Raw genomic sequence first — 22,824 nt, forward strand, 5'->3', positions numbered from 1 at the left:
ATGGTGGCGATGGTGCGCAAGACCTCGGCAGCACCGTGACCATGGGTCCCGGCGTTCGCCGGGATGACGAGATCGGGTGGGTATCCTCGACTTACTTTCTCAGCCCCTCCGCGCCTCCGCGCGAACCAACTTCCCCCCGCCGTCGCGCCCCTATCGCCGCGATCGGAAGAACGTCCGCAGCAGGTCGGCCGCCTCGCCCTCGCCGATCCCGCCATAGACCTCCGGCCGGTGATGCAGCGTCGGCTGGGCGAACAGCAGCGGCCCATGCTCCACCGCCCCCCCCTTGGGGTCGCTCGCGCCATAATAGAGCCGCGCGATCCGGGCATGTGCGATCGCGCCGGCGCACATCGCGCAAGGCTCCAGCGTCACCCAGAGTTCGGCGTCCTCCAGCCGGTCGCGGCCGAGTGCGGCGGCGGCGGCGCGGATGACGCGCATCTCGGCATGGGCAGTGGGGTCGCACAGGGCGCGCGGCGCATTGGCGGCAACCGCGACGATCTCGCCGCGCCAGACCAGCGCGGCGCCAACCGGCACCTCGCCGGCCAGCGCCGCCTCCGCCGCGGCGTCGAGCGCGCGGCGCATCGGGATCGGCAGCGGGAACATCGCCGCGCCCTGCCGGTCCCGGTCGACCGGGTAAAGCCTATTGCGCGTTGGCGGGCTTTTCGACGTTGACCGTGGGAACGGCGACCGTCTTGTTCTCGGTGCCGACGCTGACGCGGGCGACGTCCGCCTTGAACTGCGGCGCCTGGACGACGGCAGGATGCGTCTGATCGATGCTGACCAGGCCGAACTGCATCGCCGTGACCACGACCAGCGCGACGATCCCGAGCAGTACCAGCAACGTGCGCATGCAATTTCCCCTACCGACGACCTTTACGATGGCGTAACAACGCCGGTGCGGCGACTCCGTTGCATCGCCGCCGGTGGACGGCACTGGTTGACGAGGGAGCCGATTGCCGCTAGTGGCGCCGACTTTCCGGGCAACCGAATTCAGGATCAAAAACCATGTCGCGCATTTGCGAGCTGACCGGCAAGGGCCGGCAGGTGGGCAACAACGTTTCCCACGCCAACAACAAGACCAAGCGTACGTTCCTGCCCAACCTGCAGAACGTCACGCTGATCTCCGATTCGCTCGAAAAGGGCGTCCGCCTGCGCGTTTCGACGCACGGCCTGCGCTCGGTCGAGCATAACGGCGGCCTCGACAATTGGCTGGTCAAGACCAGCGAGGACAAGCTCTCGCTGCGTTGCCGCCGCCTGAAGCGCGAGATCGTCAAGAAGCTCGCGACGACGTCGACGGCGGAAGCCGCCTAAGCGTTTCGCGTCGCGATTGCCGTGGTTCGAAACCCGCCGCTCCCCGGGAGCGGCGGGTTTTCGCCGTTGCGTGCGGCTCAGCGCTCCAGCCGGAATTTGAGCAGCAGGGTGCGTTGCAGCACCGACTGATTGTCGTCCGAGACCAGCCAGACGATCGTGCGGCCCCGTTCCACCGTCGTCGCGACGCCTTCGAAATTGTCGTGGATCAATGGCGCGTCGAGCGTCGCCAGCAGCCTGCCGCGCACCACCGCCCCCGGCCGGATCGCCGCGGCGGGCACCAGCGACAATCGGTTGCTGAACCGATAGGGCAGGCGGAAGGCGCGATCGAGCACCAGCAGATCGCCGTTGGGCAAGGCCGTCGCGTCGGCGGGATCGAAGCGGCCGTAGCCGAGATAGGCGAAGCGATGCGGCCGGGTGACGATCGGATCGCCCGGAAAGATCAGCGCGTCGCGGCTGGCGAGCCGTGCCGCCTCGGGGCCGTGCCAGCGCGAGCGGGGGACGTGCCGCATTTCGCTGATCGTGACGAATCGCCCGTCGGGCATACGGGCGAGGGATTCGGGGCCGCCGTTGTCGGGCCAGCCCGCCATCTCCCGCGGCGCGCGCTGCGCCTGTGCCCGCGCGAAGCCGGGCGAATAGCGCCAGATCGCGTTCGCGCGTTCGAAACCGACCCAGATCGCCCCCGTCTTCGGATCGCGCGCCATCGATTCGCTGTCGCGGTCGCGCTTCTCCCAGCCGATGCCGGGGCCGCCGGGCAGGTTGCGGAAGCGCAAGGCGCGCGGCGCCCAGTCGGCACCCATCGTGAAGGCGACGGCGTTGCCGCCGTCGCTCAGCAGCGTGAAGCGGTCGCCGTCGGCCTGCGGCACCACGCTCAGCGACGAATAGCCACCGAAGGCGGGATCGAGGCTGCGCAGCGCGACCCCGCCGAGATAGGTGAGCGAGCCCAGCCGCCGGCGCTGCGGATCGTGCGGGTCGAGCGCGACCGGCGTGGCGATCAGCTGCGGCCGGTCGCCGAGCAGCGCCAGCCGCTCCTCCCCGGTCCAGCCGGGGACGATCAGCAGGACGGCGAGGACGACGAACAGGACGCGCATCGCGCCTCCATAAGCGGCGGGCGCGGCGGCGATAGCCTGAACGCACGATAACGGAGGCATTCAGGGTCCGCTCAACGCGAATCGGGCAAATGATGTGCATCGACGACGGAAAGGTCCCCCACCGGGCCGCCGCCGAGTTGGACAGATTTTCGGGAGAAGACCCATGATGAAGACCCTGAGCCTCGCCGGCGCCGCCCTCGCGATGACCGCCGCCGCCCTCGTTCCCGCGACCCCCGCCGCCGCGCAGCGCGGCTATTACGGCGGCTACGACCGTGGCTACGAGCAGCGCGGCTACGACCGCGGCTATGACCGCGGCTATCGTGACGACCGCGTCTATCGCGGCGGTCGCGGCTATTACGGCGATCGCGGCTATCGCGGCGGCCAGCGCTGCAACAGCGGCACCACCGGCACGATCGTCGGCGCGATCGCCGGCGGCCTGCTCGGCCGCACGATCGACACCCGCGGCGACCGTGCGCTCGGCACGGTGCTCGGCGCCGGTGCGGGCGCGCTCGCCGGCCGCGCGGTCGAACGCTCGGATCGCCCCGGTTACTGCCGCTAAGCGGCAGTGCTTGCCCTCGCGTAGCGTTTCGAGGGGTGGAGCCCGGTTGCCGTATGGCGACCGGGCTTCGTGTCGTTTGGGGATGGCGAGGGCGAGGCTTGGGGCCGTCCCGGGTTATTCGGTCACGCGCGACGTGCCCCGGCCCTTGTCAAACCCTGCATGTGTTCCCGCGGAGGCGGGAACCCAGGGCCAAGCAAAGCAACATCTGATGGCGTACGCGACTCCTGGGCTCCCGCTTTCGCGGGAGCACGGGCGTGGTTACGCCATGGGGCCAATCAGGACGCCGGCAAAGCCGTCGTCGGACGGGTTCGGCCTTGGCCGACCCGCCGGCCGTGACGCACGATGCGCTGCGCGCACCGGCGCCTAGCCGCCGGCTATGCGCCTTCGCGCGTCAATACATATGCTGGCCGCCGTTGATGCTCAGCGTCGATCCGGTCACGAAGCCGGCTTCGTCCGAGCACAGGAAGGCCACGCCGCGCGCGATCTCGCTTGCCTGGCCGAGGCGGCCGACCGGGATCTTGGCGACGATCTTCTCCAGCACGTCGCCGGGGACCGCGGCGACCATGTCGGTGTCGATATAGCCCGGCGCGATCGCATTGACCGTCACGCCGACGCGCGCGCCTTCCTGCGCCAGCGCCTTGGTGAAGCCGTGGATGCCCGATTTCGCCGCGGCGTAATTGACCTGGCCATATTGGCCGGCCTGGCCGTTGATCGAGCCGATGTTGACGATCCGCCCCCATTTGCGTTCGCGCATGCCGGGGAACACCGCTTTCGCCATGTTGAAACAGCCGCCGAGATTGGTGTCGATCACCTCTTTCCACGCATCGTAGGTCAGCTTCAGGATCGTGCCGTCGCGAGTGATGCCGGCATTGTTGACGACGATGTCGACCGGGCCGAGCTCGGCGGCGACCTGCGCGCAGCCCTGCTGGCAGGCGTCAAAGTCGGCGACGTCCCATTTGAACGCGCGGATGCCGGTCCGCTCGGTGAAGGCGCGGGCGCGTTCGTCGTTGCCGGCGTAATTGGCGGCGACGGTGACGCCCGCTTCCTGCAAGGCGAGGCTGATCGCCTCGCCGATGCCACGCGTACCACCCGTGACGATCGCTACCCTGGCCATCCGTACCTCTCCTTATGCTTAACCCGAGGCTAGGCAGAGGCCGCCGAACTGGCAATGGCCGTAGCGTAATTTTACGTTTCGGCGATCCAGCCGGCGAGCTCGCGCGCGATCAGCGTGCGCAGCATCGCCATTCCCGGCGCGCCGTCGTTGAGACAGGGCAGATAGGCGAAATCGGTGCCGCCCGCGGTCATGAAGCTCTCGCGGCCGCGGATCGCCAGTTCCTCCAGCGTCTCCAGGCAGTCGGCGGAGAAGCCCGGCGCGATCACCGCGACCTTGCGGACGCCCTTGGCGGGCAGCGCCTCGAGCGTCTCGTCGGTCGCCGGGCCGAGCCATTTGGCCGGGCCGAATCGCGACTGGAAAGCGACGACCAGCTCGCGCCCCATCGCCTCGCCGAGCAGCCGCGCGGTCTTCTGGCAGTGGCAATGATAGGGGTCGCCGAGCTGGAGCGTCCGCTTCGGCATGCCGTGGAAGCTGGCGATCACCGCATCGGGGACGAAATCGAGCGTCGCGATCTGCATCTCGACCTGCGTCCTGAGCGCGGCGATATAGGCAGGATCGTCGTGATAGGGCGGCAAGGTGCGGATCGCCGGCTGCCAGCGCATGCCGGCGAGCGCGGCGAACGCCTTGTCGTTGGCGGTCGCGGTCGTCGCGGCGCAATATTGCGGATAGAGCGGTGCGATCAGGATGCGCTCGCAGCCCGCGTCCTTGAGCGCGGTCAGCCGGTCGGCGATCGCCGGATTGCCGTAGCGCATCGCATAATCGACCATGACGCCCTCGCCGAACGCGCCCTGCAAGGCCTGCGATTGCCGGCGGGTGATCGCGGCGAGCGGCGAGCCCTCCTCGCTCCACACCAGGCCATAGGCGTGCGCCGACTTCTTCGGGCGGGTGTTGAGGATGATGCCGCGCAGGATCGGCTGCCACGCGATCGCCGGGATCTCGACGACGCGCTTGTCGGAGAGGAATTCGCCGAGATAGCGTTTGACCGATTTGGCGTCGGGGCCGTCGGGGGTGCCGAGGTTGGTCAGCAGCACGCCGATCTTGCGGGTGGGGATCGGCGGATGGTCGGCGGGGATCAACATCTTACCGCCTTAGCGGCAGGTGACGCAGGCGGATACCGGTTGCGGCATGCAGTGCGTTGGCGATCGCCGGCGCGACCGCGGGGACGCCGAGTTCGCCGACCCCGCCGGGCGGCTCGTCCGAACGGACGATCTCGACGACGATGTCGGGCGTGTCGGCGAGCCGCGGCAGTGCGAGGCCGGCGAGCCCGCGCACGTCGCTGCGCCCCGCGGTGATCCCCGTCGTGGCGCCGAGCGCATGCGCGAGGCCGAAGATCAGCCCGCCCTCGATCTGTTGCAGCACCAAATCGGGGTTGATCGTCCGCCCGCAATCGACCGCGGCGACGAGTCGGGCGACGCGCGGGCGGCCGTTCGCCAGCTCCGCCTCGGCGAGCACCGCAATATGGCTGCCGCGAAAGCTGTGGCAGGCGATGCCCTGGCCCGATCCCGCCGCGCCGCCCGACCAGCCACCCAGCGCCGCCACCGTGGTGAGGCAGCGCGCCAGCCGCGCGTCGCCGCCGAGCATGCCGATCCGGTAGGAGAGCGGCTCGGTGCCGGCGACCTGCGCGAGTTCGTCGACGAACGCTTCGGTGAAGAAGGCGGTATAGCCGTGCGCACCGCCGCGCAGATGACCGGTGGGGACGCCGATCTCCGCGGGGTGATGGTCGAACCGCAGCGCCGGGATGCGGTACGGTGGCTGCGCGCCGGCGACCGCATAGGGATCGCCCGTGCTGAGCGCCCAGCCGGCGCCGGGCAGCAACCGGCGGGCGAGCGCATGGCCGGTGGCGGGCGCGGCGATCGCGGCGTGCCACGCCGCGATCGCGCCGTTGCTCGACAGGCGGGCGCGCAGCCGGGCGTGCGCGGGCGGGCGGAAACGGTCGTGCGCATTGTCCTCGCCGCGCGACCAGACGAGGCTGACCGGGCGCTTGAGCCGCATCGCGAGCAGCGCCGCCTGTTCGGCGACCAACGGGTCGAGCGTCGCGCCGAAGCCGCCGCCGGCGAGCGTCGGATGGAGGACGACCGCGCTTTCGCTGATCCCTGCGACCTTTGCCGCGGCGGCGCGGGCGGCGGCGGGCGCCGCGGTCGGCAGCCATAGTTCGAGCCGACCGTCGCGCCACGCGGCGGTGGCGCTGGTCGTCTCCAGCGCGGCGTGGACGCCGAGGCCGGCGGTATAGTCCGCGGTGACGACGCCGGCACCGTCGAGCAACGTGCCGAGGTCGCCGACCGCTGCGATGCGCTGGCCCGGCTTGGCGAGCGCGGCGTCGAGCGTGCGGGCGATGCCGGCGCTGTCCGGAAGCGCCGCGTTGCTGGCGAAGCGCGGCGCGAGCGCGTCGAGCGCGCGTTGCGCGGCCCAGCCGGTGGTGGCGATCGCGGCGACCCAAAGCGGCGTCTCGACCACCGTCAGCACGCCGCGGATGCGATCGGCGGCGGCGCGGTCGACGCCGATCAGCCGCGCGTCGCCGATCGGCCCCTGACGGATCGCGGCATGGACCATGTCGGGCAGGCGGATGTCGCCGGCAAAGCCGGCGGAGCCGTCGACCTTGGCGGGGACGTCGAGCCGCGGCAGCGAACGGCCGACGAGCTTGCCCGCGCCCTGCACGCCGATCGGCAACGGGTCGGGGAGGGTCTCGGCGGCCGCGGCGGCGGCGAGGTCGGCGAAGCGGAGGCGCTGCGCGCCGTGCGTGATGAAGCCGGCATCGGCCGCGCAATCGGTCCAGGCGACGTCCCAGCGCCGCGCCGCCGCCTTGCACAGCAACGCGCGGGCGGCGGCACCGGCGGTGCGGCAATCGTCCTCGAACATCCGCACCGAGGTCGATCCGCCGGTGACGATCAGCGCGCCGCGGCGGGCGACGGTCATCTCGACCGATGCGGGTATGTGGACGAGCGTGCCTTCGAACAGATCGTCGAGCGCGAGCGGGTTGGCGTAGAGCGGGTTGATCGGCGCCGCCTCCACCCCGACGGTGCGCCAGTCGGCGCCGAGCTCGTCGGCGACGATCTGGGGGAGGGCGGTATAGACGCCTTGCCCGTGTTCGAGCTGCGGCACCGCGACGGTGACATGGCCGTCGGCACCGATCTTGAGCCAGGCGCCGAAGCCGGTCTCGCCAGGGATGGTGGCGAGATTGGGCGCGTAGCGGCGCGGCCATATGCCCCAGGCGACGACCAGCCCGACGCCGGCACCACCGCCGATCAGGAACGTGCGACGGGTGGGGCTCATCTTGCGGCTGTATCGGGGCTTGCCGGGCGTGGGAAGGTCGGCGGGCGATCTGCGTCGGTACATCCGGGCTTAGAGGAAGGCCGCGCGACGTCGCGGGTTCCCCGAGCAACGCCTCACCCCACCGTCATCCCGACGAAAGTCGGGACCCATGGTTTCGGGGCCGCCGGGGGGAGCGCGCATCATCGCCGCCCGCGTGTCCATGGGTCCCGACTTTCGTCGGGATGACGATAGAAGGGGCGGCATGACGATGGGAATGACCGCCCCCACGGCACATCACCGCGCGCGAGCCTCATTCCGCATCCTCAGCACGGATAGGTCTTCGCCAGCACCCGCGCATATCCCTCCTTGAGCGGCAGCTTCTTCTCCGCCGGCGACAGCGCGTCGAGGCCGCCGAGCATCTGCAGGATGCCGATCTTGGCGCCTTCGGGCATGCAGGCGATCGGTTTCTTGCCGGCGGCGACGCGCGCGGCGCTGTCGGCGCGGAGCTGGCGGGTGGCGGTATCGGCCTCCGCCTTGAGCACCTGATAATCGGGGTTGGTCAGTGCGGTGAAGGGGTTCTCGCGCAGCGGCGCGGCGCGGGTGAGGAAGGTGCCGACGCTCATCGCGGCGCTGGCCGGCGCCGCGGCGACAAGGGAAACGGCAAGGGCGATCAAGGCTTTACGCGACATCGGCGGCACTCCGAATGGGAATGCCGCCGATTAGCGCGAACAAACTGACGGCGGGCTGAACCGCCGCGGGGGTTACGCCCCCGCCGGCGCCGGATTGCCGAACGGGCCGCCGGGGCGGCGCGTCTTGGGGATCGAGGTGCCGGCCCGCGGCACGCTCGGCTTGGGACCCGAGTCGATGCGACCAATCTCCTCGCCGGCGATCAGCTTCTTGATCTCGTCGCCCGACAGCGTCTCATATTCGAGCAGCGCACCGGCGAGCAGATGGAGCTGGTCGACATGCTCGGTCAGCAACTGCTTGGCGCGGGCGAGGCCGCCCTCGACGATGCCCTTGATCTCGTCGTCGATCAGCTGCGCGGTCGCATTCGACATGCGGACCGGCTGCGACGACGAATAGCCGAGGAACGATTCGCCCTCGGGCTGGGCATATTCGACCGGGCCGACCTTGTCCGACATGCCCCATTTGGTGACCATGTCGCGCGCCAGACCGGTGGCGTACTGGATGTCACCGCTCGCGCCCGACGAGACCTTGTCGTAGCCGAAGATGATCTCCTCGGCGACGCGGCCGCCCATCGACACCGCGAGGTTGGCGTACATCTTGTCGCGATGATAGCTGTAGCTGTCGCGCTCGGGCAGGCGCATCACCATGCCCAGCGCACGGCCGCGCGGGATGATCGTCGCCTTGTGGATCGGGTCGCTCGCCTGTTCGTGGATCGAGACGATCGCATGGCCCGCCTCGTGATAGGCGGTCATGCGCTTCTCGTCCTCGGTCATCACCATCGACCGCCGCTCGGCGCCCATCATGACCTTGTCCTTGGCCTCCTCGAACTCGGCCATCGCGACGAGCCGCTTGCCCTTGCGCGCGCCCATCAGTGCCGCCTCGTTGACGAGATTGGCGAGATCGGCACCCGAGAAGCCCGGCGTGCCGCGCGCGATCACCCGCGCGTCGACGTCGGGCGCCAGCGGCACCTTCTTCATATGGACCTCGAGGATCTTGATCCGGCCCTCGATATCCGGGCGCGGCACGACGACCTGACGATCGAAGCGACCGGGACGCAGCAATGCGGGATCGAGCACGTCGGGACGGTTGGTCGCCGCGACGATGATGATCCCCTCATTCGCCTCGAACCCGTCCATCTCGACGAGCAACTGGTTGAGCGTCTGCTCGCGCTCGTCGTTGCCGTTTCCGAGGCCGGCGCCGCGATGGCGGCCGACCGCGTCGATCTCGTCGATGAAGACGATGCACGGCGCGCTCTTCTTGGCCTGTTCGAACATGTCGCGGACGCGGCTGGCGCCGACGCCGACGAACATCTCGACGAAGTCCGAGCCCGAGATGGTGAAGAACGGCACGCCCGCCTCACCCGCGATCGCGCGGGCGAGCAGCGTCTTGCCGGTGCCGGGCGATCCGACCAGCAGCGCGCCCTTCGGGATCTTGCCGCCGAGCCGCGCGAACTTGGTCGGGTCCTTGAGGAAGTCGACGATCTCGGTCAGCTCGGCGCGCGCCTCGTCGATGCCGGCGACGTCGTCGAAGGTGACCTTGCCTTCCTTCTGCGTCAGCATGCGCGCGCGGCTCTTGCCGAAGCCCATCGCGCCGCCGCCGGTGTTCTTCTGCATCTGCTTGATGACGAAGAAGGCGATGCCGAGGAACAGCAGGAACGGCAGCGACTGGTAGAGCAGCAGCATCCACATCGACGTGCCCTCGTCGGGCTTGGCGGCGATGGTGACGTTCTTCTGGCGCAGATGCGGGACCAGCGTCGGGTCCTGGATCGGATAGGTGCGGAACGTCTCGCCGCTCGAATAGGTGCCGGTGATGACGTCGCGGCTGATCGCGACATCCTTCACGGTACCTTCGTCGACCTGGTCGAGGAATTTTGAATAGGCGACGGTGTTGCGCGCGCCGGCCGTATTCGGTCCGTTGAACATCGTGACGAACAGCGCGAGCGCGAGCAGGATGCCGACCCAGATGAGCAGGCTCTTCATCCAGGGGTTGCCGCCGTTGCCGCCGTTGCCGCCATCGCCGTTCTGGGGCTGCTTGTCGTTATCGTTCATGGGGAACCTTTCGCAGCACAAGATAGGCGTGTGGAGGTTAATGGCAATGGAACGCTCAGCCTGATTCGGCCGATCCGGAAGAACGACGCGCCGGGGCGGGACGGAAACGCCAGCTGTCGCCGTGCGGCGACACCAGCACGCCCGCCTGCGTCGCCCGCCGGCCGGCGGCGAGCGCGTCGAGCAGCGCCTCGATATTCGCCGAGTCGCTCCACTTCGGCGCGGGCAGCGCGGCGGCCGCGACGACCTGCCCGATCGCGCGGCGGGCGAGGCGGCGGACGAGTTCGCGGGGCAGGCCGGCCATGTCGATGCGCACGCCGGCGCCATCGGCGGCCGCGCGGCTCGACCACAGCCATTCGACGATCGCGCGCACGTCGCCATCCGCCTCGGCGAGCGCGGCGGCGGCGCGGGCGAGCTGCGGCGGCCCGAGCCATTCGTTGGCGTCGAGCAGGCGGCGGAAGCGGGTGCGGTCGTGCGCGGGATCGGCGTTGGAGGGATCGTCGACGAACGGCGCCTCGGCGCGCCGCACGATCGCGCGCAGCTCGGCCCGGCGCCATTCGAGCAGCGGCCGGATGACGGTGGCGCCCTCGATCGTCGCGCGCGGCCGCACCCCGGCGAGCCCGGCGATGCCCGATCCGCGCGCGGCGCGCATCAGGAAGGTCTCGGCCTGATCGTCGGCATGGTGCGCGGTGGCGATCGTCTCGGCACCGATGGCGCGGGCGTGGTCGGCGAGCAGGCGATAGCGGACCTGCCGCGCCGCCGCCTGGATACTCGCGCCGGTGATCGGTTCGTCGGGGATCAGCGTCGCATGCGGCACGTGGAGCAACGCGCAATGGTTCGCCACCATCGCCGCCTCCCCGGCCGCCGCCTCGCGCAGCCGGTGGTCGACGGTGGCGACGCGGATACGGCCGGGGAAGGTTGCCGCGGCGAGCGTCAGCATCGCCATCGAATCGGGTCCCCCCGACACGGCGAGCAGGATCACCCCGCGCGGCTCGACCCCGAGCGCGCGGTTCAGGTCGTGATGGAACCGCTCCGCCGCGACGGCGAACGGGTCACTTGCACTTGGCGGCGGTACGGCCCTTCTGGACATCGGCCTTCATGCTCGGAGAAATCTTGGTGCCGTAGACGTCGGTCAGTTCGCCATAGACCTTGCATGCGTCGGCCGGCTTGTTGAGCTTCATCAGCGCCTGGGCGAGATAATAGAGGCTGTCGGGGGCGCGTTCGCCGTCAGGCATCTTCTTGTAATTGTCGTAGAAGGCCATCGAGGCGAGGCTCGGCTTGCCCTCGTCGAGATAGGCGCGGCCGAGCAGATTCTGCGCCCAGCTCGCGCGGCGATGCTTGGGATAGTCGGCGACGACCTTCTTCAGCTGCACCTCGGCCTGCGGATATTGCTTCGCCGCCCACAGGCGATAGCCGTAGAGATATTCGTCCTCGGGCGTGTCGCCGGTGCTCGGCTTGTCGACCTTGGCGCCGGCCACCGCGGCGGCGGAGGGGGCGGTGTCGCCGGCGGCGGCGACCGACACCGGCGTGTTGCTCCTGGCCGGCGTGGCGGCGGGGCGCGCACTGTCGTCGCCACCACCGAGCGGTGCCGAGCCGGGCGCGGCGGCGAGCGCCGGGGTGGTCGCCAGAGCCTTCAGCTGCGCGTCGTTGCTGCGCTTATAGGCGTCGAACTGATCCTGCAGCTGGCGCAGCTTGAACCCGGTCTGCTCGATCTGGTCGGTCATCGACGCCATCTGCTGTTCCAGCGCGGTGACGCGGCCGGTGAGGTCGGCGACCGCGCTGGTTGCCGGCGTGCCGCCCGCCTGCTGCGGCGCGTCCGGGCGGGTGATCTCCGGCTGGAGATACTGGCCGGCGCCGCCCGGGAACACCTTGCGCTGCACCGCGCGCATCTCGCTCTCGAGCTTGCCGACGCGGCCTTCGACGTTGCTCTGCGCCGCGGCGCCGACCGGTATCAGCGAGGTGGCGGCAAGCGCCCAGATGATCGTACGCATAATCTTGGCACCCCCCGGCGCGGCTTGGGTCAATTCCATGCCGCCATAGCTGCATCCGGCCACCTGTCGCCAGCCTTAAGGTGCGAAAGAATTGCCTGTCGCCGCCGGCTCTTGCGGGACGATGCGGTCGGCGCCGGCGGTGTCGACGGCGCTGCTGCGCCGGTTGCCGCCGTCGCGCCGCGCACCGCCGCTGCGGGTCGGGCGCGGCGCCGCCGTCGGCGTCCCGGCGGGCTGGGCGGCGGGCTGGCCGGCGAGGCGCAGCGCCACCGCCGAGCCGCTGACCGCGACATCCTTGATCGGGCGCGATCCGTCGCCGAGCGGCGGGATCGCCGAACCGTTGAGCGTGACCGCCAATTTGTCGGGACGGCCGACGTTGATCATCGGATCCTTGGCGGCAGCGGGCACCTCGAACCGGTCGCCCGGCTTCATCGTACCCTGGAACAGCACCTTGTCGTCGGCGTCGTAGACGCGCAGCCACACCGTATCGGTCGCGGTCAGCACCACCTGCCCGCCGGTCGGGATCGCCGGCGACGGCGCCGCGGTCGGCTTGGGCGCGACCGCCTGCGTGGCGACGTCGTCGTTCGCCGCCGTGGTGGTGGCCTGCGGCTGGAACAGGCTGCTGCCATACCAGAGCGCGACGAGGATCAAGACCGCGAGCGCGACGCCGGCGCCGATCACCGCGACGCCGCGCGAGGGCACCCGCGCCGGGTCGGCGGTGACGTAGGGGACGTATTCGGGCTGGCGCGGCCCGAGCCGGTCGAGCTCGCGGCGCACGTCCTGCGCGATCGAGACCTCGTCGGCATCGACGGCGCGCGCATAGGCCTTGGAGAAGCCCATCGCATAGGTCGGCGAGGGCAGCAGCGCATAGTCGCCGGTCTCCAACGCCTCCAGATGTCGTTGCGGCACGCGCGTCCGCGCCGCGACTTCGGCCAGGCTCAGCCCCCTGATCTCCCGCGCTTGGCGCAGCCGTTCACCCGGGCGAGCCTGGGCAACGGGGGTCGGGTTCGGCTGGCCGGGATCGACCTCGTCCATTCGTGTCTCCAAGGGAGGGCTGCGGATCGCTGACGTTCATGACATTCCCCGATGCCTTGCTGCAAGTCAACGCGGGGTGGCCGCGGTTCGGCAGCCTTTCAGGCCAGATCGACGCCGTGCTGCGCCGCCCATTCGGTCAGCGCGCCGCGCATGTCGCGCGGCGGCCGCGCGATCAGCTCGGCGACGAAGCGCTGGACCGCGCCATGATCGAGGCTGCGCACCATCGCCTTGATCGGCCCGATCGCCGCCGGGGTGATCGACAGCCGATCGATTCCCAATCCGATCAACGCCATGGCCTCGACCGGCCGCCCGCCCATCTCGCCGCAGACGCCGAGGTCGACGCCCGCGTCGCGGCACGGCCCGATCACCCGCGACAGGAAGCGCAGGATCGACGGGCTCAGCCAGTCGTAGCGTTCGGCGAGCCGCGGATTGGCGCGATCGGCCGCGAATAAAAATTGCGTGAGGTCGTTGGTGCCGACCGACAGGAAGTCGATGTCGGGCAGCAGCAGGTCGAGCTGCTCGGCGAGCGCGGGCACTTCGAGCATCGCGCCATAGCGGATCGCCAGCGGCGGCCGCCGCCCGCGCGCGTCGAGCCAGACGCGCTGCGCCTCGAACAAGGCCTTCGCCTCGGCGAATTCCCACGCCTCCGACACCATCGGGAACATGACGTTGAGCGTGCGCCCTGCCGCCGCCTCGATCAGCGCGCGCGCCTGCACCTTCATCAGGCCGTCGCGGTCGAGCGCGAGCCGCAGCGCGCGCCAGCCCATCGCCGGATTCTCCTCGTCGGCATCTTCCTTGTTGAGATAGGGCAATGCCTTGTCGCCGCCGATGTCGACGGTGCGGAAGATCACCGGACGCGTCCCCGCCGCGTCGAGCACCTCGCGATAGAGCCGCTGCTGGCGCTCGCGCTGCGGCAGCGTCGCCGAGACGAGGAACTGGAATTCGGTGCGGAACAGGCCGATGCCGTCGGCACCGGTCACGTCGAGCGCGGCGACATCGTCGCGCAGTCCGGCGTTGACCATCAGCGTGACGCGGTGGCCGTCCTTGGTCACCGGCGGCACGTCGCGCAGCGCGGCGAAGGCGGCTTTGCGTTTCTGGCGCATCGCGAGCTTGGCTTCGAACGCCTCCTCCATCGCCGCCGACGGGCGGACGAAGACGTTGCCGGCAACCGAATCGAGCAGCATCAGATCGCCCTCGGCGATCAGTCGGCGGACGTCGCGGACGCGCCCTAGCACCGGCACGCCCATCGCGCGCGCGACGATCGTGACATGTGCGGTGAGCGACCCTTCTTCCAGGATCACCCCCTTCAGCCGCCGCTTGTCATATTCGAGCAATTCGGCGGGGCCGAGGTTGCGCGCGATCAGGATCGTGTCCTGGCGCAGCCCCATCTGCGCCGCCGTGCCCATCTTGCCCGAGACGATGCGCAGCAGCCGGTTGGCCAGATCCTCGAGATCGTGCATCCGGTCGGCGAGCAGCGGATCGTCGATCTGGCGCATGCGCTGGCGGGTGCGCTGCTGGACGCGCTCGATCGCGGCCTCGGCGGTGAGCCCCGAATCGATCGCCTCGTTGATCCGCCGCGCCCAGCCCTCGTCGTAGGCGAACATCTTGTAGGTCTGGAGGACCTCCTCATGCTCGCCACCGACGCCGAATTCCGCCTCGCGCGTCATCCGGTCGATCTGTTCGCGCATCTTGTCGAAGGCGGCATAGACGCGGTGGCGCTCGGCGTCGGTGTCCTCGGCGACGGTATGTTCGACGACGATGCGCGGCTGATGGAAGACGGCGTGGCCAGAGGCCATGCCCTCGACCAGCTTCTGCCCGGGCAGGCGCACCGCCGCGGTCGATTGCGGCCGGTCGCTGCCGGCGGTCGCGCTGTCGATCAGCCCGGCGTTGGCGATCAGTTCCGACAGCACCATCGCGACGGTCTGCAACGCCTCGATCTCGACGTCCTGATATTTGCGCTGCTCGCTATGCTGGACGGCGAGCACGCCGACCGCGCGCTCGCGGCGGATGATCGGCACGCCGGCAAAGCTGTGATAGCGTTCCTCGCCGGTCTCGGGCTTGTAGGCGAAATCGGGGTGGCTCGCCGCTTCGTCGAGGTTGAGCACCTCGACATCCTCGGCGATCGAGCCGACCAGCCCCTCGCCGAGCGCCAGCTTGGTGACATGGACCGCCGCCTGGTCGAGCCCGCGCGTCGCGAACAGTTCGAGCACGCCCTCGCGCAGCAGATAGATCGAGCAGACCTCACTATCCATCGCCTCGGCGATGATGCCGACGACGGCGTTGAGCTTGGCCTGCGCCGGGTTGCGACCCGCCATCACGTCGTGAAGGCGGGTCAGGATCTCACGGGCGGATGCGGCGGCCGAGCTGGGCATGACAGCAGGGCTAACAGATGCCGGGGCAGGGTGCCATGCACCATTCGTCGGGGGTGGGGGGTAGGGAAGATCAAATTCCTCCCCCGCCAGGGCAGGGCAATTCCATATGAAGATTTGTGCGGGGCCGCCGTCATCAAAACCCACCTCGTCACCCCGGACTTGTTCCGGGGTCCACCCTGCGGCGAGGAGAAAGGCTTGAGGGGACACCGTTCACCTGCGGCACCGTGGACCCCGGAACGAGTCCGAGGTGACGAATCTGGTGAGGAAACCGCTCGAGTCTCATCACCGCAGCCATATGCGATAGCCCTGCCTGCCAGGGGGAGGTGGCGCGCCGAAGGCGTGAAGGAGGCGTGACGGAGGGGGAGGATACGGCGGACTTGGTCGTTTGCGGCGACGCCCCCTCCACCAGCTTCGCTGGTCCCCCTCCCCCGCTAAAGCGAGGGAGGATTTGGCGCTCACCCGTCGCTGGCGCGTTCGATGTCGGCACCGACCGCGGAGAGCTTCTCCTCCAGCCGCTCGTAGCCGCGGTCGAGGTGGTAGACGCGCGCGACCGAGGTCTCGCCCTCCGCCGCCAGCCCGGCGAGGATCAGGCTCATCGACGCGCGCAGGTCGGTCGCCATCACCGGCGCGCCGACCAGCCGGTCGACGCCCTTGACCACCGCGGTACGGCCGTGGACCTGGATGTCGGCACCCATCCGCGCCAGCTCGGGCACGTGCATGTAGCGATTCTCGAAGATCGTCTCGGTCAGCACGCTGGCGCCCGACGCCTTGCACAGCATCGCCATGAACTGCGCCTGCATGTCGGTGGCGAAGCCCGGATAGGGCGCGGTCGACAATGTGATCGGGCCGAGCGGCGCATTCGCCTCGACCGACACGCCGTCGCGCGTCTCGGTCACCGTCACGCCCGCCTCGCGCAGCGCGTCGATCGTCGCCTGCATGTCGGCGGCATTGGCGCCGAGCAGGTCGAGCGAGCCGCCGGTGATCGCCGCGGCGCAGGCATAGCTGCCCGCCTCGATCCGGTCGGGCATCACCGCATAGGTCGCGCCGTGGAGCCGGTCGACACCCTCGATCTCCAGCGTCTCGGTGCCGATCCCCTCGATCCGCGCGCCCATCGCGACGAGGCAGTTGCACAGGTCGACGATCTCGGGCTCGCGCGCCGCATTTTCGATCACGCTGCTGCCCTTGGCCAGCACCGCCGCCATCACGACATTCTCGGTCGCGCCGACCGACACCACCGGGAAGCGATAGCGCCCGCCGGTCAGTCGCCCGCCCGGCGCGGTCGCCTTGACATAGCCCGCCGCCATTTCGAGCTCGGCGCCGATCGCCTCCAGCGCCTTGAGGTGCAGGTCGATCGGGCGATTGCCGATCGCGCAGCCGCCGGGCAGCGACACCGTCGCCTCGCCGGCGCGCGCCAGTACCGGGCCGAGCACCAGGATCGACGCGCGCATCTTGCGGACGATGTCGTAGGGCGCCTCGGTCGAGGTGAGCTTGCCGGCGCGGATCGTCATCACCCGGCCGAAATCCTCCGGCCGCGTCCCCTCGATCCGAGTCGAGGCGCCCAATTGGTTGAGCAGATGCCCGAAACCATCGACGTCGGCGAGCCGCGGCAAATTGCGCAGCGTCAGCGGTTCGTCGGTGAGCAAGGCGCAGGGCATCAGCGTCAGCGCGGCGTTCTTGGCGCCCGAGATGCGCAGGCGGCCCGACAGGCGATTGCCGCCACGGATGAGGATACGGTCCATCCCCGTCGTCTAACGCGCCGCCGCGCCCGCGCAAGACGCGAATGCGGCGATGGACGATCGCACCCGCATAACCAACTTTAACCCGGCTTGTTGATTGATTTTAATGCACCGACTTGGGTTGCTGCTACCCAGAATCGATTAATTGGGGGATTTCAACAGCGTGACGACCAGTTGCCTCGCCGAGCGCCTCGGCGAACTGATCGACCTGTCGAACAATGAGAAGGCGGCCCTCGACAGCCTCGAACAGCGCGAACGGACACTGCGCCGCGGCGCGGTGCTGCTGCGCGAACACGACAAATCCCCGGAGCTGTTCGTGGTCAAACGCGGCACGATGATGAGCTATGTCATCCTGCCCGACGGCAGCCGCCAGATCCTGCGGTTCCTGTTCCGCGGCGACCTGGTGGCGATGGCGGGGCTGGTCTATCGCAACTCGCCCGAAACGGTGATCGCACTCACCGAATGCGCCGTCGCGCCGGTCGAGCGGGCGGCGATCGGCACGCTCAGCGCCGATCATCCCCGACTCGCCGCGCTGCTGATCGCGGTCGACCAGATCGAGCGCGTCGCGCTCACCGACCGGCTCGCCGGGCTCGGTCGCACCTCGGCCAAGGCGCGCGTTGCGGCGCTGCTGATCGACATCCGCAACCGGCTGCGCATCGTCGACGGCACCGCCGGCAACACCTTCCAGCTCGGGCTGACGCAGGAGGAGATCGGCGATGCCACCGGGCTCACCGCGGTGCACGTCAACCGCATGCTGCGCCAGTTGCAGGACGACGGGATGATCGCACGCGACGGCGGCCGGATGACCTTCGTCGACGAAACCATGTTGGTGCGGACCGCGCATCACACCGCGCGCGACACCGCACGCGCGGCGGGTCTCGACTTCAGCTGGCTGCCGGGCGCGCGATAACGGCGACGGCGGCCCGTCGGGCGTTTACGCCTTCTCCAGCGTACATTGCAGCGGATGCTGGTTCTGGCGGGCGAAGTCCATGACCTGCCCGACCTTGGTCTCGGCGACTTCGTAGGAGAACACGCCGCAGACGCCGACGCCCTTCTGATGGACGTGCAGCATGACCCGCGTCGCCTCCTCCATGTTCATCCGGAAGAAGCGTTGCAGGCACAGGACGACGAATTCCATCGGCGTATAGTCGTCGTTGAGCATCAGAACGCGGTACGGCGTCGGCTGTTTTGTCCGCGTCCGGGTCTTGGTGGCGAGGCCGGTGCCCTCATCCGTTCCATCGTCGCGGCGTTCGGCCATCGTGATCGCTTCAACTGTCATGGTGATCGCCGAAATATGGCACGCCGGGCGCGCGGAGCAAGGGCTTGGAACAGGAAAAGGGCGACCGCATCGCTGCGGCCGCCCCTTTAATCCGGGTCGAACGGGCGCTTACGCCGCGACCTTGAGCTTCTCGGCGGCGAGCGCGACGCGGTTCGACAGCGGCTGCACGACTTCGCCGGCGAGCTTCAGCACCGCTTCGGCATTGTGCGAGCTGTGCTGGACGAGCGCGTCGAACGACGAGCGGACGTAATCCGAATGCAGCTTGAAGAATTCGGTCGGCGACTTGACCGAGGTCAGCGTCTTGGCGACCGTGGCGGCCTCCTCGAACGACTTCTTGGCATAAGCGGCGGCATCCTGGCCGAGCGTCTCGAGGCCGCGCGCGGCGATCTTCGACGATTCGACAAGCGCCTCGATATTGCCCTTGCCGAACTCGCTGGCCTCCTGAAGCAGCTTCTGGCTCTTGTCGACGGCACCCTTGGCGCGGTCGGTCGCATCGGTGAAGGCGGTCTGGGTCGTGGCGGTGACGTTCTCGATCGTTTCCATGGGAACTTCCTTTGCTGCGGGTGGGACAATCGGCGCGACCGCGACCGGGACGGCGGCGGGCACGACGGGAAGCGATGCAGTCGCCGGCTCGGGCGCACGCACCGCAGCCGGCTTCCTGCCGGTCGGCTTGATCTTGGAACGCTGGGACGGGGCGGCGGCGCTATCGGCGCCACGCGCGGCGCCGGCGCCACGGCGGGCGGGCGTGATCGGCGACTTCGGGACGGTATCGTCCATCGATCCTACTCCAGCTATTATGCTGCAACGCACAATAGTCGGTATCGCCCTCACTTTCAACTAAATTTGTTGCGGTGCAGCATGATAGCGTTACCGCGCGCGGACATAGTCTCCGGGTGCCTCGCCGAGCGCGGTCAGCGCCCCCGTGCCGGGCAGCCGCGCGCCCGCCGCGGCGACGGTATCGCCGTCGATCGCGCGCAGCCAGGCGAGCCAGTCCGGCCACCAGCTTCCCTTCGTCTCGGTCGCGCCGGCGACGAATTCGGCGAGGCTCTCCACACCCGATTCGTTGGTCCAATATTGGTATTTGCCCGCCGCCGGCGGGTTCACCACGCCCGCGATATGCCCCGATCCGGCGAGCACGAAGCGCAGCGGCCCGCGCAGCAGATGGGTGATTCGCCAGACGCTGTCGGCCGGCGCGATATGATCCTCGCGCCCCGCCTGGACATAGGCCGGCGTCGTCACCCGGCGAAGATCGAGCGCCTCGCCCGCCACCGACATCGCGCCGGGCTGGACGAGCAGATTGTCGCGATACAGATCGGTCAGGTACGACAGATGCCATTTCGCCGGCAGGTTGGTGGTGTCGCCGTTCCAGTGGAGCAAATCGAACGGCGTATAGTCGGACCCCAACAGATAATTGTTGGTGACGTAGTTCCAGATCAGGTCGCGCCCGCGCAGCAGGTTGAACGTCGCGGCCATGTAGCGCCCGTCGAGGAAGCCCTGCGGCGACAAGGTGCCGATCAGCGCCAGTTGCTCGTCGGTGACGAAATGCTGCAATTCGCCGGCCTGCGCGAAATCGACCTGCGCGGTGAAGAAGGTCGCGCTGGCGACCTTGTCCGCCTCGTCGCGCGCGGCGAGCAGGGCCAGCGTCGCCGCCAGCGTCGTGCCGGCGACGCAATAGCCGATCGTATGCACCGCCGGCACGTCGAGCGCGGCGCGGATCGTGTCGACCGCGTCGACCTGCGCGGTGACGTAATCGTCCCACACCACGTCCTTCATCGACGCGTCCGCCGACTTCCACGACACCATGAAGACGGTGACGCCCTGTTCCACCGCCCAGCGGATGAAGCTCTTTTCGGGGGTCAGATCGAGGATGTAGAAGCGGTTGATCCACGGCGGGAAGATCACCAGCGGCGTCGTCATGACGCGGTCGGTGGTCGGCGTATACTGGATCAGCTCGTACAGCGGCGTGCGCTTGACCACCTTGCCCGGCGTCGTCGCCAGGTTGCGGCCGACCTCGAACGCGCCCTCGGACGTATGGGTGAGCTGGCCCTTCTGGATGTCGGCGAGCATGTTCCTGAGCCCGTCGAGCAGGTTCTGCCCCTTGGTCGCGATCGTCTTCTCGACCACCTCGGGGTTGGTCAGCGGGAAGTTGGACGGGCTCATCGCCTCGACCAGCCCGCGCGCGGCGAAGCGCAACTGCTCCTTCTGCCGCTCGGGCACGCCGTCGAGCGCGTCGACGCCGCGCAGCATATGGTCGGCGATCAGATTGTAGCTGCGGCGGATCCAGTCGAACCAGGGATCGTCGCGCCACGCCGCCGCCTTGAAGCGCTTGTCGCGCGCGTCGCCGTCCGATTGCGGCGGCGGCGGCACTTGCGCGGCGGGATCGACGAAGCGCTGCCACAGCGCCAGATTGTCGCGCCAATAATCCTGCGTTTGGCGGACCAGCGTGGGATTGACGAGCGGGGAGGGCGCCGCGTCGGGCAGCGCGCCGCCCGCCGTCATCAGGCCCAGGCCCTGCTCCATCATCATCTGCTGCGCGCGGCCCATCACCCAGGTCCAGTGCTGGAGTTCGGCGAGATCGGGCGCGCCGGGGGCGGCATCCTGTGCGTGGGCGGTCTGGTCGTCGTGCGGATCGGCCATGGCATCCTCTTCTCCGCGGGCGACGTTACCCGTCGCGCGCCTGCGTGGGAATGGCTATCCGCACCGGCCGCCCCGCGCGCGGTTTGCAGGCCGGGCGAAAGCCGCTAGCGTCGCGGCGATGGACACTCCGGTTCGCGCTATCCCGCGCTCGCTCTTCGCTTTCTCGATCTTCTACGGCGGCATGGTCTGCATCGCCGGCGTGCTCGGCAACAAACAGGTCGCGCTCGGCCCGCTGTCGGCGCTGGGGCCGCTCGTCGGGCTCGGCCCGCTCGCGGTGGAGGCGGGCATCTTCGCCTTCCTGCTGCTCGTCGTCGTGTCGAGCGCGATCGCCGAACTGCACGGCGGCGACACCGCGACGCGGCTGGTGCGGATCGGCTTCGCGCCGCTGATCGTGTCGATCCTGCTGTCGGTGGTGGTGCTGTCGGTGCCCGCCGCCGCGGACATGGACCCGGCGCGGCGCGACGCCTTCACGCTGATGATGGGCGGCACCCCGCGCATCTGGCTCGGCGGCATCGTCGCCTACGGCATCTCGCAGACGCTCAACGTGACGATCTTCGCCGCGCTGAAAGGGCGCGAGGGGAGCGGGCTGCTCTGGCTGCGCGCCGGCATCGCCAGCGTGCTCAGCCAGATCGTCGACACCTTGCTGTTCGTGACGATCGCCTTCGCCGGCGTCTTCCCGATCGGCGAGTTGCTGCTCGGCCAGATGATCGCCAAGGTGCTGCTCTCGGCGATCATCGTGCCGCCGCTGATCTATCTGTTCGTCGGATTGGGCCGGCGGCTCGACCGGGGGTGACGCCGGAAGCGTCGAGGCGGTGACCTCGCCGCCCGAAACCACGCCAGTGCTCCTGCGAAAGCAGGAGCCCAGAAGTCCGGAACGCCGTGAACCGTTGCGCCGCTTGACCCTGGGTTCCTGCGTCCGCAGGAACACTGCACGCGATCAGATCATGCCGAGCGCCTGCATGTACACTTCGAGGATCGCCTCCTCCTCCTGATATTCTTCCTTCTTCTTCTTGCGGATCGAGAGGATCTTGCGGATCGCCTTGGGGTCGTAGCCGCGGCCCTTGGCCTCGGCCATCACGTCCTTGATGTCGTCCGCGATACCCTTCTTCTCTTCCTCGAGCCGCTCGGCGCGCTCGATCAGGAGGCGCAGCTCGTCCGCCGCGACCTGGCCGCCGCCCATGCCGTCTTGCCGTTCTTCCGCCATTGTCCCACCCCGCCGCAGGCGCCCTGCGGCCCTCATATGATTCGCTGAAAGGATACCGGTCACGACCGGTAGGGGCGGGCGTCTAGGCGCTTAGCCCGCCGGGCTCAACCCCGGCCGGGCTCGGTCATCGCGGGCGGATCGCTCGCCGGGAAACTCTCGTCGAGCGCCTCGTCCAGCGCATCCTCCTGCGCGGCGTCGCGGCCCTCGTTGCGCTTGAGGCTTTCCTCCATGCGGGCGAGCTGTTCGGGCGTCGCCTCGCTCTGATAGCGCGCCTTCCACTCGGCTTGCGGCATGCCGTAGATCGTCTCGCGCGCCTCGGCCTTGGTCAGGTCGCCCGCCTCCTCGATCCAGTCGGACAGGCAGTTGCGGCAGAATCCCGACAGGCCCATCAGGTCGACGTTCTGCGCATCGGTGCGATGGCGCAGGTGGCGGACGAGGCGGCGGAACGCCGCCGCGGCGACGGCGTCGGGCAGCGCGGCGAGTTTGTCGGTCATGAAAACCTTTCGGAAGTTGATCGGTCCTA

The 22,824-nt window shown here is 69.3% G+C and carries 22 protein-coding genes; 4 read left to right on the forward strand and 18 right to left on the reverse strand.

From position 1 onward, the window contains the following. Positions 1 to 150: 150 nt before the first annotated feature. Positions 151 to 579 carry a nucleoside deaminase gene (locus AC07UH_RS01625; RefSeq protein ID WP_137899272.1) on the reverse strand — a complete coding sequence of 143 codons (429 nt, stop codon included), beginning with the start codon at positions 577 to 579 and terminating at the stop codon, positions 151 to 153. Between the two features lie 58 nt (positions 580 to 637). Further along, positions 638 to 847 carry a hypothetical protein gene (locus AC07UH_RS01630; RefSeq protein WP_495179555.1) on the reverse strand — a complete coding sequence of 70 codons (210 nt, stop codon included), beginning with the start codon at positions 845 to 847 and terminating at the stop codon, positions 638 to 640. Positions 848 to 1,002: 155 nt separating this feature from the next. Here AC07UH_RS01630 and rpmB point away from each other — a divergent pair, with 155 nt between their 5' ends. Continuing rightward, positions 1,003 to 1,308, forward strand: coding sequence for a 50S ribosomal protein L28 (gene rpmB, locus AC07UH_RS01635; protein WP_038664329.1), 306 nt, complete (start codon positions 1,003 to 1,005; stop codon positions 1,306 to 1,308). 77 nt (positions 1,309 to 1,385) lie between these two features. On the opposite strand, the gene AC07UH_RS01640 is transcribed toward rpmB, so the two are convergent. Continuing rightward, the gene (locus AC07UH_RS01640) at positions 1,386 to 2,456 is read right to left on the reverse strand and encodes an esterase-like activity of phytase family protein (RefSeq protein WP_495189849.1); all 1,071 of its coding nucleotides are present in this window, start codon (positions 2,454 to 2,456) and stop codon (positions 1,386 to 1,388) included. A 103-nt stretch (positions 2,457 to 2,559) separates the two neighbouring features. Here AC07UH_RS01640 and AC07UH_RS01645 point away from each other — a divergent pair, with 103 nt between their 5' ends. Then, entirely contained in the window at positions 2,560 to 2,955 is a 396-nt protein-coding gene (locus tag AC07UH_RS01645) for a glycine zipper 2TM domain-containing protein (RefSeq protein WP_495179553.1), read from the forward strand. 391 nt (positions 2,956 to 3,346) lie between these two features. Here the strand turns inward: AC07UH_RS01645 and phbB are convergent, their stop codons facing one another. The 10 genes from phbB to murA form a co-directional block, all read right to left on the reverse strand. Further along, complete coding sequence (phbB, locus tag AC07UH_RS01650; protein WP_137899255.1) at positions 3,347 to 4,069, reverse strand: acetoacetyl-CoA reductase; 723 nt, start codon at positions 4,067 to 4,069, stop codon at positions 3,347 to 3,349. Between the two features lie 71 nt (positions 4,070 to 4,140). Further along, positions 4,141 to 5,148, reverse strand: coding sequence for a ferrochelatase (hemH, locus tag AC07UH_RS01655; RefSeq protein ID WP_495179552.1), 1,008 nt, complete (start codon positions 5,146 to 5,148; stop codon positions 4,141 to 4,143). A gap of 1 nt (position 5,149) precedes the next feature. After that, positions 5,150 to 7,339, reverse strand: coding sequence for a xanthine dehydrogenase family protein molybdopterin-binding subunit (locus tag AC07UH_RS01660; RefSeq protein ID WP_495179551.1), 2,190 nt, complete (start codon positions 7,337 to 7,339; stop codon positions 5,150 to 5,152). Between the two features lie 302 nt (positions 7,340 to 7,641). Beyond that, positions 7,642 to 8,007: a hypothetical protein gene (locus tag AC07UH_RS01665; RefSeq protein ID WP_495179550.1), complete on the reverse strand. Its 366-nt coding sequence runs from the start codon at positions 8,005 to 8,007 to the stop codon at positions 7,642 to 7,644. Between the two features lie 72 nt (positions 8,008 to 8,079). After that, positions 8,080 to 10,053, reverse strand: coding sequence for an ATP-dependent zinc metalloprotease FtsH (gene ftsH / locus AC07UH_RS01670; RefSeq protein ID WP_137899252.1), 1,974 nt, complete (start codon positions 10,051 to 10,053; stop codon positions 8,080 to 8,082). A gap of 55 nt (positions 10,054 to 10,108) precedes the next feature. Continuing rightward, positions 10,109 to 11,140 carry a tRNA lysidine(34) synthetase TilS gene (gene tilS, locus AC07UH_RS01675; protein ID WP_495179549.1) on the reverse strand — a complete coding sequence of 344 codons (1,032 nt, stop codon included), beginning with the start codon at positions 11,138 to 11,140 and terminating at the stop codon, positions 10,109 to 10,111. Then, a complete protein-coding gene (locus AC07UH_RS01680; protein ID WP_495179548.1) occupies positions 11,103 to 12,041 on the reverse strand; it encodes a tetratricopeptide repeat protein in 939 nt (312 codons plus the stop codon). The genes tilS and AC07UH_RS01680 overlap by 38 nt, the downstream gene beginning before the upstream one ends. Before the next feature lie 75 nt (positions 12,042 to 12,116). Next, complete coding sequence (locus AC07UH_RS01685; protein ID WP_495179547.1) at positions 12,117 to 13,073, reverse strand: helix-turn-helix domain-containing protein; 957 nt, start codon at positions 13,071 to 13,073, stop codon at positions 12,117 to 12,119. 98 nt (positions 13,074 to 13,171) lie between these two features. After that, the gene (gene ptsP, locus AC07UH_RS01690; RefSeq protein ID WP_495179546.1) at positions 13,172 to 15,445 is read right to left on the reverse strand and encodes a phosphoenolpyruvate--protein phosphotransferase; all 2,274 of its coding nucleotides are present in this window, start codon (positions 15,443 to 15,445) and stop codon (positions 13,172 to 13,174) included. 455 nt (positions 15,446 to 15,900) lie between these two features. Next, positions 15,901 to 17,184, reverse strand: coding sequence for a UDP-N-acetylglucosamine 1-carboxyvinyltransferase (gene murA, locus AC07UH_RS01695; RefSeq protein WP_495179545.1), 1,284 nt, complete (start codon positions 17,182 to 17,184; stop codon positions 15,901 to 15,903). A 160-nt stretch (positions 17,185 to 17,344) separates the two neighbouring features. On the opposite strand from murA, the gene AC07UH_RS01700 reads away from it, so the two are divergent. Beyond that, positions 17,345 to 18,091, forward strand: a complete 747-nt coding sequence (locus tag AC07UH_RS01700; RefSeq protein ID WP_495179544.1) for a Crp/Fnr family transcriptional regulator — start codon at positions 17,345 to 17,347, stop codon at positions 18,089 to 18,091. A gap of 24 nt (positions 18,092 to 18,115) precedes the next feature. Here AC07UH_RS01700 and clpS read toward each other — a convergent pair whose 3' ends face one another. From clpS to AC07UH_RS01715, 3 genes are all read right to left on the reverse strand, one after another. Beyond that, entirely contained in the window at positions 18,116 to 18,439 is a 324-nt protein-coding gene (gene clpS / locus AC07UH_RS01705) for an ATP-dependent Clp protease adapter ClpS (protein ID WP_038664297.1), read from the reverse strand. 129 nt (positions 18,440 to 18,568) lie between these two features. Next, the gene (locus AC07UH_RS01710) at positions 18,569 to 19,237 is read right to left on the reverse strand and encodes a phasin family protein (protein WP_038664293.1); all 669 of its coding nucleotides are present in this window, start codon (positions 19,235 to 19,237) and stop codon (positions 18,569 to 18,571) included. A gap of 90 nt (positions 19,238 to 19,327) precedes the next feature. Further along, the gene (locus AC07UH_RS01715) at positions 19,328 to 21,097 is read right to left on the reverse strand and encodes a PHA/PHB synthase family protein (RefSeq protein ID WP_495179543.1); all 1,770 of its coding nucleotides are present in this window, start codon (positions 21,095 to 21,097) and stop codon (positions 19,328 to 19,330) included. Between the two features lie 118 nt (positions 21,098 to 21,215). Here AC07UH_RS01715 and AC07UH_RS01720 point away from each other — a divergent pair, with 118 nt between their 5' ends. Then, complete coding sequence (locus AC07UH_RS01720) at positions 21,216 to 21,890, forward strand: queuosine precursor transporter (RefSeq protein WP_137899488.1); 675 nt, start codon at positions 21,216 to 21,218, stop codon at positions 21,888 to 21,890. Between the two features lie 144 nt (positions 21,891 to 22,034). On the opposite strand, the gene AC07UH_RS01725 is transcribed toward AC07UH_RS01720, so the two are convergent. Both AC07UH_RS01725 and AC07UH_RS01730 read right to left on the reverse strand, forming a co-directional pair. After that, positions 22,035 to 22,301, reverse strand: coding sequence for a DUF2312 domain-containing protein (locus AC07UH_RS01725; RefSeq protein ID WP_052075679.1), 267 nt, complete (start codon positions 22,299 to 22,301; stop codon positions 22,035 to 22,037). Between the two features lie 104 nt (positions 22,302 to 22,405). Next, on the reverse strand, positions 22,406 to 22,795 hold the full coding sequence (locus tag AC07UH_RS01730) for a DUF1244 domain-containing protein (RefSeq protein WP_495179542.1): 390 nt from the start codon (positions 22,793 to 22,795) through the stop codon (positions 22,406 to 22,408). Positions 22,796 to 22,824: the final 29 nt, after the last annotated feature.

This window comes from Sphingomonas sp. GW821-FHT04B01, assembly GCF_059420425.1.

Bases quoted from the DNA above. Each gene is read 5' to 3' on its own strand.
- AC07UH_RS01625 (WP_137899272.1), bottom strand. From the start codon at position 579: ATGCGCCGCGCGCTCGACGCCGCGGCGGAGGCGGCGCTGGCCGGCGAG.
- AC07UH_RS01630 (WP_495179555.1), bottom strand. From the start codon at position 847: ATGCGCACGTTGCTGGTACTGCTCGGGATCGTCGCGCTGGTCGTGGTC.
- rpmB (WP_038664329.1), top strand. From the start codon at position 1,003: ATGTCGCGCATTTGCGAGCTGACCGGCAAGGGCCGGCAGGTGGGCAAC.
- AC07UH_RS01640 (WP_495189849.1), bottom strand. From the start codon at position 2,456: ATGCCTCCGTTATCGTGCGTTCAGGCTATCGCCGCCGCGCCCGCCGCT.
- AC07UH_RS01645 (WP_495179553.1), top strand. From the start codon at position 2,560: ATGATGAAGACCCTGAGCCTCGCCGGCGCCGCCCTCGCGATGACCGCC.
- phbB (WP_137899255.1), bottom strand. From the start codon at position 4,069: ATGGCCAGGGTAGCGATCGTCACGGGTGGTACGCGTGGCATCGGCGAG.
- hemH (WP_495179552.1), bottom strand. From the start codon at position 5,148: ATGTTGATCCCCGCCGACCATCCGCCGATCCCCACCCGCAAGATCGGC.
- AC07UH_RS01660 (WP_495179551.1), bottom strand. From the start codon at position 7,339: ATGAGCCCCACCCGTCGCACGTTCCTGATCGGCGGTGGTGCCGGCGTC.
- AC07UH_RS01665 (WP_495179550.1), bottom strand. From the start codon at position 8,007: ATGTCGCGTAAAGCCTTGATCGCCCTTGCCGTTTCCCTTGTCGCCGCG.
- ftsH (WP_137899252.1), bottom strand. From the start codon at position 10,053: ATGAACGATAACGACAAGCAGCCCCAGAACGGCGATGGCGGCAACGGC.
- tilS (WP_495179549.1), bottom strand. From the start codon at position 11,140: ATGTCCAGAAGGGCCGTACCGCCGCCAAGTGCAAGTGACCCGTTCGCC.
- AC07UH_RS01680 (WP_495179548.1), bottom strand. From the start codon at position 12,041: ATGCGTACGATCATCTGGGCGCTTGCCGCCACCTCGCTGATACCGGTC.
- AC07UH_RS01685 (WP_495179547.1), bottom strand. From the start codon at position 13,073: ATGGACGAGGTCGATCCCGGCCAGCCGAACCCGACCCCCGTTGCCCAG.
- ptsP (WP_495179546.1), bottom strand. From the start codon at position 15,445: ATGCCCAGCTCGGCCGCCGCATCCGCCCGTGAGATCCTGACCCGCCTT.
- murA (WP_495179545.1), bottom strand. From the start codon at position 17,184: ATGGACCGTATCCTCATCCGTGGCGGCAATCGCCTGTCGGGCCGCCTG.
- clpS (WP_038664297.1), bottom strand. From the start codon at position 18,439: ATGGCCGAACGCCGCGACGATGGAACGGATGAGGGCACCGGCCTCGCC.
- AC07UH_RS01710 (WP_038664293.1), bottom strand. From the start codon at position 19,237: ATGGACGATACCGTCCCGAAGTCGCCGATCACGCCCGCCCGCCGTGGC.
- AC07UH_RS01715 (WP_495179543.1), bottom strand. From the start codon at position 21,097: ATGGCCGATCCGCACGACGACCAGACCGCCCACGCACAGGATGCCGCC.
- AC07UH_RS01720 (WP_137899488.1), top strand. From the start codon at position 21,216: ATGGACACTCCGGTTCGCGCTATCCCGCGCTCGCTCTTCGCTTTCTCG.
- AC07UH_RS01725 (WP_052075679.1), bottom strand. From the start codon at position 22,301: ATGGCGGAAGAACGGCAAGACGGCATGGGCGGCGGCCAGGTCGCGGCG.
- AC07UH_RS01730 (WP_495179542.1), bottom strand. From the start codon at position 22,795: ATGACCGACAAACTCGCCGCGCTGCCCGACGCCGTCGCCGCGGCGGCG.